This window comes from Paraburkholderia graminis (assembly GCF_003330785.1).
Classification (GTDB): domain Bacteria; phylum Pseudomonadota; class Gammaproteobacteria; order Burkholderiales; family Burkholderiaceae; genus Paraburkholderia; species Paraburkholderia graminis.
Genome location: NZ_CP024934.1, coordinates 3,966,715 through 3,979,633 on the forward strand (window position 1 = coordinate 3,966,715; position 12,919 = coordinate 3,979,633).

The window sequence follows — 12,919 nt, forward strand, 5'->3', positions numbered from 1 at the left end:
GCGCGCTCTCTACACGCCCAGCAAATCGTGCAGCACCGGCATCTTGCTTTCGAGTTCACTTGCCCCGAAGTGTTCGACGATCGTACCGTGCTCCATCACATAGAAGCGATCGGCAAGTGGCGCGGCAAAGCGGAAATTCTGTTCGACCATCACGATCGTGTAGCCGCGCGCCTTCAACGTGACGATCATGCGCGCGAGCGCCTGCACGATGACAGGCGCGAGCCCTTCGGAAATCTCGTCGAGCAGCAGCAGGCTCGCGCCGGTGCGCAGTATGCGCGCAACCGCGAGCATCTGCTGTTCGCCGCCTGAGAGCCGCGTGCCCTGGCTCATGCGGCGTTCCTGCAGATTCGGGAACATCGAATAGATTTCCTCGAGCGACATCATGTGCGCCTTGTCGCCGACAGGCGGCGGCAACAACAGATTTTCCTCGCACGAGAGGCTCGAAAAAATGCCGCGCTCTTCGGGACAATAGCCAATGCCGCAATGCGCGATGCGATGCGTGGGCAGATTGATCGTTTCACGTCCGCCGATGCGGATCGAGCCCGTGCGCCGACCCGTGAGTCCCATGATCGCGCGCAATGTCGTGGTGCGCCCCGCCCCGTTGCGTCCGAGCAGCGTGACAACCTCGCCGCGGTCCACGGTCAGATCGACGCCATGCAGGATGTGCGACTCGCCATACCAGGCCTGCAATCCCGTGATTTCGAGCGCGGGCGCGCCAGCGGCCTTGCCGCTCACCTCGAGGCTTTCGCGCTCGGCAATTGTGTTCATGCGTGGGCTCCGGCGAGCGCCGCGTCGGCGCTGCCCATATAGGCTTGCATCACGAGCGGATTCTTCGACACGTCGGCATACGTGCCCTCGGCGAGCACTTCGCCTCGTTGCAGCACGGTGATCGTGTCGGAGATGCCGGCAATCACGTTCATGTTGTGTTCGACCATCAGAATCGTGCGGCCGCTCGATACTTTCTTGATTAATGCCGTCACGCGATCGACGTCCTCGTGGCCCATGCCTTGCGTCGGCTCGTCGAGCAGCATGAGTTCGGGTTCCATCGCGAGCGTGGTGGCGATTTCCAGCGCGCGCTTGCGGCCGTATGAGAGTTCGACGGTCAGTACATCGGCGAAATCGGTCAGGCCCACTTGCGTGAGCAGGTCCATCGCCCGGTCGTCGAGTTGGCGCAGCGTGCGCTCGCTTTTCCAGAAATGAAAAGCCGTGCCGAGCGAGCGCTGCAAACCGATGCGCACATTCTGCAATGCCGTCAGATGCGGAAACACAGCGGAAATCTGGAACGAACGAATGATGCCGCGCCGCGCGATTTGCGCCGGCCGCTCTTTCGTAATGTCGACGCCGTTAAAGACGATCTGGCCGGCTGTCGGTTCGAGGAACTTGGTGAGCAGGTTGAAGCAGGTGGTCTTGCCTGCTCCATTGGGGCCGATCAGCGCATGGATCGAGCCACGGCGCACGCGCAGGTTCACGCCGTTCACGGCAATGAAGCCTTTGAACTCACGGGTGAGGCCGCGCGTTTCGAGAATCGTATCGCCGAGAATCATGTTCCCTTCCATACGGAGTTAGGCGAAGCACTACGAGCTTTCGCGCGAAGCCTTGCGCGACTTTTAATTTGGACGGCGGCACCCCGTGCACGCTCGTTGGCGTGCTGCACCAATCCGGACGGTAATCCCTGGGGCAACACGCAGCATGGCTGCCATTGTCGCGCCAATGATGCAGCGCATTCATTGGGATTTGCACTTAGTGGATGATGCGTGTGCGACCGCGCACGGCAGTCTCTCATTGGAGACAGGCGGCGTGTGGATGCACGCGACTGTGCTTGGAATGCGCGGCACGCATGGCGCGTGCCGCGATGCGAGATGTGTGTCAGGCTGCGGTCATCGAGACTGCCTTGCCTGCCTGCGCGGTCACGCTGCCGGCCACGCGCGCGCGGCGATCCTCGCGGATCATGTCGCTTGCGCGCTCCGCGATCATCAACGTAGGCGAGTTCGTGTTGCCCGATGTGATGGTAGGCATGACCGATGCGTCGACCACGCGCAGCCCATCCACCCCGATAACTCGTAGCCTGTTGTCGACGACCGCAGCGGGATCGTCGGTCGTGCCCATGCGGCATGTGCCGACAGGATGGAAGATCGTGGTGCCCACAAGCCCTGCCGCACGTTGCAGTTCTTCCTCGCTCTGATACTCGATACCCGGCAAGATTTCCCGCGGCTGGTAACGCGCGAGCGCAGGCGCGGCAGCAATGCGGCGCGTGAGACGCAACGCGTTCGCCGCCACATGGCGGTCATAATCCGTCGACAGATAGTTGGGCGCGATCAACGGCGGCGCCGACGAGTCCGCCGATTCGATATGAATGCTGCCGCGCGAAGTCGGCCGCAACTGACACACGGATGCCGTGAATGCATTGAACCGGTGCAGCGGTTCGCCGAAGCGATCGAGTGAAAGCGGCTGCACGTGATATTCGAGGTCGGGCCGCGCGAGCGAGCGATCGTCGGGATCGGACTTCGCGAACGCGCCCAGTTGCGACGGCGACATCGACATGGGGCCGCTTTGAAACAGCGCGTACTGCACGCCGATCATCAGCTTGCCCCACCAATGGGCGGACGCCGTGTTCAACGTGCGCACGCCGTCGACCTGATAAGCCATGCGCAGTTGCAAATGGTCCTGCAAGTTTTCGCCGACACCGCGCAGATCGTTGACGACTTCGATACCGAGGTTGTGCAGACGCGCGCCGTTACCAATGCCGGATAGCTCGAGCAATTGCGGCGAGTTCACCGCGCCCGAACTCAGTATGACTTCGCAGCGCGCTTTGGCCACGTAGTCGATCTCGTTGCCGCGATATTCGACGCCCGTGCAACGGCGTCCTTCGAATATGACGCGCTGCGTATGCGCGCCGGTGATGATCGTGAGATTCGGCCGCCTCATCGCGGGGCGCAAGAACGCTTTCGAAGCATTCCAGCGAATGCCGCGCTTCTGGTTGACGTCGAAGTAGCCGACTCCCGTGTTGTCGCCGCGATTGAAGTCGTCGGTGGCGGGAATGCCGGTTTCCTGCGCGGCCTTCGCGAACTCCTCGAGTATTTTCCATTTGAGGCGTTGCTTCTCGACGCGCCACGGACCGCCCGCGCCATGCGATTCGCTCGCACCCGCGTAGTGGTCCTCGCTGCGTTTGAAGACGGGCAGCACGGCGTCCCACGACCACGACGCGTCGTTGGTCACGCGTGCCCATTCGTCGTAATCCTCGCGCTGGCCGCGCATATAGATCATGCCGTTGATCGACGAACTGCCGCCGAGCACGCGGCCGCGCGGATACGAGAGCGCGCGGCCGTTTAGCCCCGGCTCGGCCTGCGTTTTATAAAGCCAGTCAGTGCGAGGATTGCCGATGCAGTAGAGATAGCCGACCGGAACATGAATCCAGTGATAGTCGTCCTTGCCGCCCGCTTCGAGCAACAGGACCTGCACGTCCGGATCTTCGGTCAGGCGATTGGCGAGCACGCAGCCCGCCGTCCCGGCGCCAACGATGATGTAGTCGAATTCGCCTTCGAGACGCCGCCCCGAAGACGCAGCTTGCGCGTGGCTCATCGTTCAGTCTCCTAATCATTTTTTGCCGACGGCTTCACGCCCGGCTTTATCGACACCTTCGGCGCGCGTCACGAGAAACGCGCGACGCACGCCGAAGGCCACAACCGTGAACCGCTTCCAACTACGTCGCGAACTACTTCGCGACCGGCATGGTGAACTCCGCGCCCTTCGCGATGCTGTCGGGCCAGCGCTGCATGATGCTCTTGTAGCGCGTGTAAAACCGCACGCCTTCCTCGCCGTACGCGTGATGATCGCCGAACAGCGACTTCTTCCAGCCGCCGAACGAATGCCACGCCATCGGCACGGGAATCGGCACGTTGATGCCGACCATGCCGATCTGGATCTGCCGCGAGAACGCGCGCGCGATGCCGCCGTCCGACGTGAACAACGACACGCCGTTGGCAAACTCATTCGCGTTGATCAGTTCCACCGCCGACGCGAAATCGGGCACGCGCACCACGCACAGCACCGGCCCGAAAATTTCCTCGCGATAGATCTTCATATCGGTCGACACATTGTCGAACAACGTGCCGCCGAGGAAGAAGCCTTTCTCGTGACCATCGACCTGATGACCGCGGCCATCGACGACGAGCTTCGCGCCTGCCGCGACGCCGGCTTCGATATAGCCGAGCACTTTCTCGCGATGCGCGGCCGTCACCAACGGTCCCATTTCGGCGGCCGCTTCCATGCCGTTCAGAATCTTCAGGCTCTTCACGCGAGGCGTGAGCCGCTCGACCAGCTCATCCGCGATATGGCCGACTGCCACCGCGACCGAGATTGCCATGCAGCGCTCGCCGGCCGAACCGTAGGCCGCGCCGATCAACGCGTCGACGGCCTGATCGAGGTCGGCGTCCGGCATCACGACGAGGTGATTCTTGGCACCGCCCAACGCCTGCACGCGCTTGCCGTGCCGCGTGCCTTCGCTGTGGATGTACTCGGCAATCGGCGTCGAGCCGACAAACGACACCGCGCTCACATCGGGATGCACGAGCAGCGCGTCGACCGCGACCTTGTCGCCGTGAACGACGTTGAACACGCCATCGGGCAGACCGGCCTCTTTGAGCAATTCGGCGATACGGTTCGATGCCGACGGATCGCGCTCCGACGGTTTCAGCACAAACGTATTGCCGCAGGCAATCGCGACCGGAAACATCCAGCACGGCACCATCATCGGAAAATTGAATGGCGTGATGCCGGCGACCACGCCGAGCGGCTGGCGCAGATTCCAGTTGTCGATGCCGCCGCCGATCTGGTCAGTGAAGTCCGTCTTCAACAGATTCGGAATGCCGCAGGCAAACTCGACCACTTCGATGCCGCGCATCACCTCGCCCTTCGCATCGGAAAACACCTTGCCGTGCTCACGCGTGATGAGTTCCGCGAGTTCGTCGTGATGGCGGTCGAGCAGTTCCTTGAACTTGAACAGCACGCGCGCACGTTTGATCGGCGCCGTTTCGCTCCATGCGGGAAACGCGGCGTAGGCGGCGGCGACGGCCGCATCGACTTCGGCGACGCTACCGAGCGGCACGCGCGCGCTCACTTCGCCGAGCGCGGGATTGAAGACGTCGGCGAAACGGCCGCTCGTTCCGTCAATGGCCTTGCCGTTGATGAAATGCGTCAGCGCCCGCACGCCCGCGGCGCTGCGGACGGTTTCGTCCTGATATGTCTCGCTCATGTTCTGTCCTCTCGGTTGGGGACCATCGTTCGCGATGGTTTGCTGCCTATCTTCCGCCACAAAACGGCGTACTGAAATACGAGGTTACGGCGCTTCGTCGCGCGAAATCCAATGAGTAATGCTCAACTGCGCTATAAGCCGCGTTAATATCAGTGGATGGATCTCACTCTGCTACGCGCGTTCGTCACTGTGGCACGCGAGGGCAATCTCACGCGTGCCGCCGTGCAACTGCATCTCACGCAGCCGGCTGTCAGTCTGCAAATCAAGCATTTGCAGGAGACGCTCGGCGTCGCGCTGTTCACGCGGACCTCGCACGGGCTCTCGCTCACGCGCGACGGCCAGGCGCTGCTGCCACATGCCGAACGTGCATTGACCGCGGCCAGCGACGTGCAGCGCGCCGCGCAATCGCTGCGTCAGGAAGTGCGCGGGCGCTTGCGCATCGGCACGATCCTCGATCCGGAGTTCCTGCGGCTCGGCGGCTTTCTGAAGCAACTGGTGGAGACGTGGCCGCACATCGAGACGGCTTTGCGGCACGGCATGTCGGGCTGGGTGCTCGACCAGGTTCGCGCAGGCGAGCTGGACGTCGGCTACTACATCGGCGTGCCGTCCGACGACGATCCACGCGACGGTTCCGCGTTCCATACACTGACGCTCACGCACTTCCAGTACCGCGTGCTCGCGCCGGCCGGCTGGAAAGACCGCGTCAAAGGCGCGCGCGACTGGCGTTCGCTCGCCGCGTTTCCGTGGATCTGGACGCCGCCCGCGTCGGCGCATAACCGGCTGCTGTCCCGAGCGTTCGGCGAGGCGGGCGTCAAGCCGGTGAAGGTGGCCGAAGTGGACCAGGAGCCGTCGATGCTCGATCTCGTCAAGTCGGGCGTGGGCCTCACGCTCGCGCGCGACGCGATTGCGATCGCCGAGGCTCACGCGCATGCGCTGACCATCGTCGAAGGCATTACGGTGCCGACGCAACTGAGCTTTATCACGCTGGCCGAGCGCAAGGACGAGCCTGCGATAGCCGCCGCGTTGAAGCTGATCGAACTGCAGTGGACGACGTGAAAACCGCCTGAACTTGGGTCCGGTATTGGACCGCCGCGATATGAGCGGTTCTCATGACAGCGCGCGGGCACTCCCGCAAAGTAATCGAGTCCGACTGAAACCGCGGCGTCACGGAGTTTTTGTTAGATTGACGGTTCGCGCATGCGCCGGCCCTTCGTGCTGTCCCTGCTTTCCCGTTCCGACCGACTCTGTCTTCCCGGCAGCTTCGCCCCACTCACGACGAAGCCGCTTACCACCCTATTCCCGACAGGAGCCTGACATGGCACGCAACATCGAAATCAAAGCCCGCGCCCAGCATTTCGAACAGCTGCGCGAACGCGCGGCGCAGCTTGCGCCGGACGCGCCGCTGATCTTCCGCCAGCAGGATTTCTTCTACGACGTGCCGCGCGGACGTCTGAAGCTGCGCCAGTTCGACGACGGCACGCCCGCCGAACTGATCTTCTACCGGCGCGACGACCGCGACGGTCCGAAGGCGTCGTACTACACACGCAGTCCCGTGACGAACCCCGAAGCGATGCACTCGCTGCTTGCCACGGCGCTGACCACGCGCGGCATCGTCACCAAGGAACGGCATGTGTATCTGGCGGGGCGCACGCGCATTCATCTGGACCGCGTCGATGGCCTCGGCGATTTCGTCGAGCTGGAAGTGGTCCTCGCGCAAGACGATAACGAGGAAGACGGTCACGCGGAAGCGCATGCGATGTTCGCGAGTCTCGGCGTGCCGGAATCGGATCTGGTGGCGGTGGCTTATGTCGATCTGCTGACGAGCCCCGGCGGCGAGCCGAAGCAGGCCGCATAAAACGCGCGTATCGCCGCTCGAGCGCGGCTCACGCCGCAGCCGTTCCCGGCGACAGATGCGCAAGCGGCAACGGCCCGTTGCGCTTGAACGTCGTGAGCACGATGTTCGAGCGCACGCTGTCCACGCCGGGCACGCGCATCAGCTTTTTCATCACGAACGTGGACAGGTAATTCAGGTCGGGCGCGACGATGCGCAGCAGATAGTCGGCGTCGCCCACCACCGCGTGACATTCCAGCACTTCGGGCAACGCGTCGATCTGCTGCTGAAACTGCTCGATGATCGAATCGCCGTGATGCTTGAGCTTGAGGCTCGTAAAGGCCGTCACGCCCAGGCCGAGCTTTTCCGGCCGCAGCACGACGCGATAGCCGTCCACCACGCCGATCTGTTCCAGCCGCTGCAAGCGCCGCCCGATCTGCGACGGCGACAGCGGCACTTGCTCGGCAAGCTGCTGATGAGTCGCGCGGCCGAAGCGCTGAAGCACGTCCAGCAGCGCGAGGTCGAAGTGGTCGAGGTCTAGCATGGTGCAATTCCGCATTAAATAGCCGTTCAATGCGGGATTATTGCATGTGATCCCGACGATACGCCCAACGCCCGCTCATCCGACGGGCCGCTGCATGCCGCCGCCCCACCTCTCAGCGAGCCCGCCGCATCCGTGGAAAAATAAACGAAAGCGTCGGCATGGCGACGCAAACCGAGCACACGAGGTGACCCGATGATCCACAAACTGAGTTCCGAAGAACGCACCGCCGAACTCGCCCGCTTGCACGGCTGGCAACCCGCGACCGACCGCGATGCGATCCAGCGGCAGTTCGAGTTCGCCGATTTCAACGAAGCCTTCGGCTTCATGACGCGTGTCGCAATCAAGGCGCAGGAAATGGATCACCATCCGGAATGGTTTAACGTGTACAACAAGGTGCAGATCACGCTGTCGACGCATGAAGCAAATGGACTGACGAAGCGCGATATCGAACTGGCGCACTTTATCGAGACGATCACGGCACACACGCGCAACGCGGCCAACACGCAGAATTCGTCGTATTGAAAGGGCTTTGCAGGCAACCGCGGATGAAAACCTTCAGTTCTACAGGCTATTTTTAAGGCGCACGTAAGAATCCCACGCCTGGCGTGCATTGGCGTCCAAACGATCCCGCGATAGCGTGTTCCGACGCTGTACAATCAGGAGCGCATACGGCTTGGAGAGCGCGCTTGCCTCCTTGCACAGAACGAGTTCGTCTCCGCTCGAAGGTGAGCGGGCGCGCCAGAAGTTGATCGCGGCTTCGAGTTCCTGAATGCTGATCTCGGACATGGCTTCGATTACCCGGAGGGCGCGAGGGCGCTGCTCGATGACTGCGTGGTTGACTGCTTGGTGGCTTGGGCCGATCCGGCATGAGCACACACCGCGGTCCGCGTAGCAGATCTGTAAAGCAGGCGCCCCGGCGAACCGCTTGCCCGAACGCCTAAACCCATTGTAATTGAGCGAGATCCATGCGACTCCTTCTGATCGAAGATGACCGCCCCATCGCACGCGGCATCCAAAGCAGCCTCGAACAAGCCGGCTTCACCGTCGACATGGTCCACGACGGCATTTTCGCCGAACAGGCTCTCACCCAAAACCGTCACGAACTGGTGATTCTCGACCTCGGCTTGCCGGGCATCGACGGCATGACGCTGCTCGCGCGTTTCCGTCAGAGCAATCGCCATACGCCGGTGATCATCCTCACCGCGCGCGACGAACTGAACGACCGCGTCCAGGGCCTGAATTCCGGCGCGGACGACTACATGCTCAAGCCGTTCGAGCCGACCGAGCTCGAAGCGCGCATTCGCGCGGTGATGCGCCGCAGCGGTCCGCACGGCGACATGCCGCGTCCGGAAGTGTCGCTGGGCGGCGTGCGTCTGTCGGGTGTGGATCGGCGCATTTTCAACGACGACAAGCCGCTCGAACTGTCGCCGCGCGAATTCGCCGTGCTCGAAATGCTGCTGCTGCGCCACGGCCGCGTGGTCAGCAAGGCGCAACTGCAAGACCACCTCACGCATTTCGGCGGCGATCTCGGCGACACCGCGATCGAAGTCTATGTGCACCGCGTGCGCAAAAAGCTCGAGAGCTGCCGCGTCGAAATCGTTACGGTGCGCGGCTTCGGTTACCTGTTGCAGGAAATCCGTCAGGCCGCATAATCGTCGTGAAGGCCGCCACTCTGTTGCGGCCTGACGGCGCCGGGCCGGCGCGGCGCACTGCGTGCGCGAGTCGCCGGCGTCCGGTGAAACTTCATGGCGCCTCGCGCCTGCCCTCTTCCCACGCGTTCGATCATGCCCCAGCCGGCCGCCAATAGTCTGCGCCGCACGCTGCTGCGGCGCCTAGCTGCTCCGCTTTCGCTGCTCGCGCTGATGAGCGGCCTGATCGCCTATTGGCTCGCGTGGCAGTACACGCAGCACGTGGTCGACCGCTCGCTTGCGGACCTCGCGACCGCCATCTCGAAGCAGATTCAGATTGCAGGCCCCGAAGCGCCCATTACCGTGCCGCCGCTTGCGCAAGCGATGTTTTCCGATCCGGTCGAGCATCTCGTCTATCGGATCAGCGATGGCGAAACCGAAATTGCCGGCGATGAAACGCTGCCGCTGCAAGGCACCAGCGTTCGGCGCATGCATTACGCGTATGTGTTCGAAACGCAGCATCAAGGCGTGACCGTGCGCGTCGCGCAGGTGAGGGTCGATCAGCCGGTGGGCAATCCGATCGTCGTCGAGGTCGGGCAGCCGGTGCATCACCGCTTTCGCATCGCCGCGGAATTTCTCGTGGCGATCATGATGCCGCTGTTGCTGCTGCTGCTCGCGGGCTGGGTGATCGTGTGGCGCGTGGTGAATCAGCAGCTCAATCCGCTGACCGATCTCGCGGACTCGCTCAACCGGCAGACGCACACGTCGCTCGAACCGGTCGACGAGACCTATGTGCCCGTCGAAATCCGGCCGCTGACCGGCGCCGTCAATGCGCTGCTCGGCCGTCTCAAGACCGCGCTCGACGGCCAGCGCAAATTCATCGCCGATGCCGCGCATCAACTTCGCACGCCGCTCACGGCCGTCAAGCTGCATGCAGAGCAAGCGGCTGTCGCGCGCGATCCGCAACAGACGCTCGCCGCGGTGCGCGAGTTGCGTGCGGCCGCCGATCGCGCGGTGCGTCTGTCGAATCAGTTGCTGTCTCTCGCGCGCGCGGAACCGGCCGAGCAGGCCGCGCGCTTCGTCAATGTCGATATGGCCGCGCTCGCGTTCGATACCGGCGCGGAATGGGTGCCGCGCGCGTTGGCTTCGCACATCGACCTGGGTTTTCAGCGGCTCGATGATCCGGCCAACGATCATCCGTTGATCGCGCGCGGCAATCCGGTGCTGCTGCACGAAGTGATCGCGAATCTGCTGGATAACGCGCTGAAGTACGTGCCGCCTTCGCGCTTCGACGGTGGGCGCATTACGGTCACGGTGTCGCAAACCGTGATCGATGACGTGCGCATGGCCGAGATCGTCGTCGAAGACAATGGCGCGGGCGTGCCTCACACGCAGCAAGCCGACCTGTTCAAGCGGTTTTTCCGCGGCGACGGTCAGAGCGATGACGGCGTGGACGGCGGCGCCGGTCTCGGTCTCGCGATCGTTCACGACATCATGGCGCTGCATCACGGCAGCGTGCATTACGAGGACGCGCCCGAAGGCGGAGCGCGTTTCATCGTGCGTATTCCGGTCGTGGAAACGGCGCGGCCGGCACACGCTAACGACGACGCACAAGACCACGAAAAAAAACCGGCGCACTCGGCGCCGGTCGATCTGTAGCGGTAACTTAGGTCTTCGCGCTGCGCGGGCGTCATTCACACGGCGAACCGCGCAGCTCGCGCGTTACTTTTTCTTGGCCTTCTTGGCCGAGCTGGCCGGCTTCACGGACTTAGCCGACTTTGCGGTTTTCGCAGCCTTGGCCGGCTTCGCCGCTTTAGCCGCGGCCTTGTCCTTCTCGGTCGGCGCGAGCATCGTGCCGCGGCATTTGCGCGAGCCGCAGCGGCATTCGTATTCCTTCTTGAGCTTCTTCGTCTGACGTGCGTCGATCACGAGACCGTAATCGTAGAAGATCTCCTCGCCCTCGGCGATGTCGCGCAGCGCATGCACGTACACGTGACCGTCGATCTCTTCCGCTTCGCAGTTCGGCGCGCACGAGTGGTTGATCCAGCGTGCGCTGTTGCCGCTCACCTTGCCGTCGATCACCTTGCCGCTATCGAGCGCAAAGTAGAACGTGTGATTCGGTTCGTCAGGATTATGCGGATGACGGCGCAACGCTTCTTTCCAGGAAATCCGCTCGCCCTTGTATTCGATTAGCCGCTCGCCGGCCGCAATCGGTTCGAGCGCAAACACGCCTTTGCCGTGCACACCGGAACGACGCACGGCGATCCTGCGTGAACTCATTGAATGAATCCTTGTGAAGAACTGGGGATGAAGTCCGGCAGCCGTCGGAAAAGCTCGCGTCTGACGCGCTGATTTTTTCTGGCGCTCATAGCAAACGCGGCGCCCTGCGAGCGCCGCGTCGACCTGCGACGCTCACGCGCCACAACCGGCATCCTACACGCTGAAGACGGCTTCGTTCAACCGTCAAAAACGTGGACCTCATGCGATCGTGCGTCACGCATGAGCCGCCTCATCTTTGTCCGAATGAAATCTCGCCGAACAGCGCCTTCTGATCGCGCGGTTGCGAGCGCCAGTACTGCGGCGGCGCTTCGACCGTCGCGCCGAGTTGCGCAGCGGCGTGCCACGGCCAGCGCGGGTTGTATAGCAGCGCACGAGCCAGCGCGATCAGATCGGCGTCGCCCTGTTCGATCAGTTGCTCGGCGTGAAACGGATCGGTGATAAGTCCGACGCCGATGGTCGTGAGCCCCGTCGCCTGTTTGACGGCCTTGGCGAACGGGATCTGATAGCCCGGCTCGAGCGGAATCTTCTGCAACGGCGAGACGCCGCCGGACGATACGTCGATCCAGTCGCAGCCGCGCTTCTTCAACTCATGTGCGAACGCGATGGTGTCTTCCAGCGACCAGCCGCCTTCGACCCAATCCGTTGCGGACACACGCACGCCGACCGGTTTGTCGGCGGGAAAAGACGCGCGCACGATGTCGAAGATCTCGAGCGGAAAACGCATGCGGTTTTCGAGCGAACCGCCGTAGTCGTCATCCCGTTGATTGGCGAGCGGCGAAAGAAACTGATGCAGCAAATAGCCGTGTGCGGCATGCACTTCGAGTGCGTCGATGCCGAGGCGCGCAGCGCGCCGCGCGGACGCCGCGAACGCTTCCCGGATGCGATTCAGCCCAGGCGTGTCGAGCGCGAGCGGCGGCTCTTCGCCCGCTTTGTGCGGCAACGCCGACGGCGCATGCGGCAACCAGCCGCCCTGCGAGACCGGAATCAGCTGGCCGCCTTCCCACGGCGCATGACTCGACGCCTTGCGCCCGGCATGCGACAACTGCATCGTCACGTTGATGTGCGAGTGCTTGCGGATCGCGGCAAGCACGGGCGTGAGCGCGGCTTCGGTCGCGTCGTCCCACAAGCCCAGATCGCCGGGCGTGATGCGGCCGTCCGGTTCGACAGCCGTCGCCTCGATGCACAACATGCCGGCGCCGGACAATGCGAGACTGCCGAGGTGAATCATGTGCCACGCGGTGGCTTCGCCGCGTTCGGCGGAATACTGGCACATCGGCGACACGACGATGCGATTCGGAAGCGTCACGCTACGCAGCGTGAGTGGAGAAAATAGCGCGCTCATGGATCACCGCCCAGTAGAAAACCGAGAGCGAACGAGGATAGCA

13 protein-coding genes are annotated in these 12,919 nt (G+C 63.1%); 5 read left to right on the forward strand and 8 right to left on the reverse strand.

Annotated elements, in window-relative coordinates:
- Positions 1-9: 9 nt before the first annotated feature.
- From CUJ91_RS17905 to CUJ91_RS17920, 4 genes are all read right to left on the reverse strand, one after another.
- Positions 10-768, reverse strand: a complete 759-nt coding sequence (locus CUJ91_RS17905) for an ABC transporter ATP-binding protein (protein ID WP_006050829.1) — start codon at positions 766-768, stop codon at positions 10-12.
- The gene (locus tag CUJ91_RS17910) at positions 765-1,544 is read right to left on the reverse strand and encodes an ABC transporter ATP-binding protein (protein WP_006050828.1); all 780 of its coding nucleotides are present in this window, start codon (positions 1,542-1,544) and stop codon (positions 765-767) included. The genes CUJ91_RS17905 and CUJ91_RS17910 overlap by 4 nt, the downstream gene beginning before the upstream one ends.
- Positions 1,545-1,866: 322 nt before the next feature.
- Positions 1,867-3,579: a GMC family oxidoreductase gene (locus CUJ91_RS17915; RefSeq protein ID WP_006050827.1), complete on the reverse strand. Its 1,713-nt coding sequence runs from the start codon at positions 3,577-3,579 to the stop codon at positions 1,867-1,869.
- A 133-nt stretch (positions 3,580-3,712) separates the two neighbouring features.
- Positions 3,713-5,251, reverse strand: coding sequence for a CoA-acylating methylmalonate-semialdehyde dehydrogenase (locus CUJ91_RS17920; RefSeq protein ID WP_006050826.1), 1,539 nt, complete (start codon positions 5,249-5,251; stop codon positions 3,713-3,715).
- A gap of 156 nt (positions 5,252-5,407) precedes the next feature.
- On the opposite strand from CUJ91_RS17920, the gene CUJ91_RS17925 reads away from it, so the two are divergent.
- Both CUJ91_RS17925 and CUJ91_RS17930 read left to right on the forward strand, forming a co-directional pair.
- Entirely contained in the window at positions 5,408-6,307 is a 900-nt protein-coding gene (locus tag CUJ91_RS17925; RefSeq protein ID WP_114156629.1) for a LysR family transcriptional regulator, read from the forward strand.
- Between the two features lie 259 nt (positions 6,308-6,566).
- Complete coding sequence (locus CUJ91_RS17930; protein WP_006050824.1) at positions 6,567-7,106, forward strand: class IV adenylate cyclase; 540 nt, start codon at positions 6,567-6,569, stop codon at positions 7,104-7,106.
- 28 nt (positions 7,107-7,134) lie between these two features.
- Here the strand turns inward: CUJ91_RS17930 and CUJ91_RS17935 are convergent, their stop codons facing one another.
- Positions 7,135-7,626, reverse strand: a complete 492-nt coding sequence (locus CUJ91_RS17935; RefSeq protein WP_006050823.1) for an Lrp/AsnC family transcriptional regulator — start codon at positions 7,624-7,626, stop codon at positions 7,135-7,137.
- Between the two features lie 192 nt (positions 7,627-7,818).
- Here CUJ91_RS17935 and CUJ91_RS17940 point away from each other — a divergent pair, with 192 nt between their 5' ends.
- Positions 7,819-8,148 (forward strand): 4a-hydroxytetrahydrobiopterin dehydratase, encoded by a 330-nt coding sequence (locus tag CUJ91_RS17940; RefSeq protein ID WP_006050822.1) that lies wholly within the window; start codon positions 7,819-7,821, stop codon positions 8,146-8,148.
- Positions 8,149-8,187: 39 nt separating this feature from the next.
- On the opposite strand, the gene CUJ91_RS17945 is transcribed toward CUJ91_RS17940, so the two are convergent.
- The gene (locus tag CUJ91_RS17945) at positions 8,188-8,412 is read right to left on the reverse strand and encodes a DUF3717 domain-containing protein (RefSeq protein WP_006050821.1); all 225 of its coding nucleotides are present in this window, start codon (positions 8,410-8,412) and stop codon (positions 8,188-8,190) included.
- Between the two features lie 179 nt (positions 8,413-8,591).
- Here CUJ91_RS17945 and CUJ91_RS17950 point away from each other — a divergent pair, with 179 nt between their 5' ends.
- Together CUJ91_RS17950 and CUJ91_RS17955 are read left to right on the forward strand one after the other, a co-directional pair.
- Entirely contained in the window at positions 8,592-9,278 is a 687-nt protein-coding gene (locus CUJ91_RS17950) for a response regulator (RefSeq protein WP_006050820.1), read from the forward strand.
- A 132-nt stretch (positions 9,279-9,410) separates the two neighbouring features.
- A complete protein-coding gene (locus tag CUJ91_RS17955; RefSeq protein WP_006050819.1) occupies positions 9,411-10,913 on the forward strand; it encodes a sensor histidine kinase in 1,503 nt (500 codons plus the stop codon).
- Between the two features lie 63 nt (positions 10,914-10,976).
- On the opposite strand, the gene CUJ91_RS17960 is transcribed toward CUJ91_RS17955, so the two are convergent.
- Both CUJ91_RS17960 and CUJ91_RS17965 read right to left on the reverse strand, forming a co-directional pair.
- The gene (locus tag CUJ91_RS17960; protein ID WP_114156630.1) at positions 10,977-11,534 is read right to left on the reverse strand and encodes an SET domain-containing protein; all 558 of its coding nucleotides are present in this window, start codon (positions 11,532-11,534) and stop codon (positions 10,977-10,979) included.
- Positions 11,535-11,763: 229 nt separating this feature from the next.
- Positions 11,764-12,876: an NADH:flavin oxidoreductase/NADH oxidase gene (locus CUJ91_RS17965; protein WP_006050817.1), complete on the reverse strand. Its 1,113-nt coding sequence runs from the start codon at positions 12,874-12,876 to the stop codon at positions 11,764-11,766.
- Between the last annotated feature and the right edge of the window lie 43 nt (positions 12,877-12,919).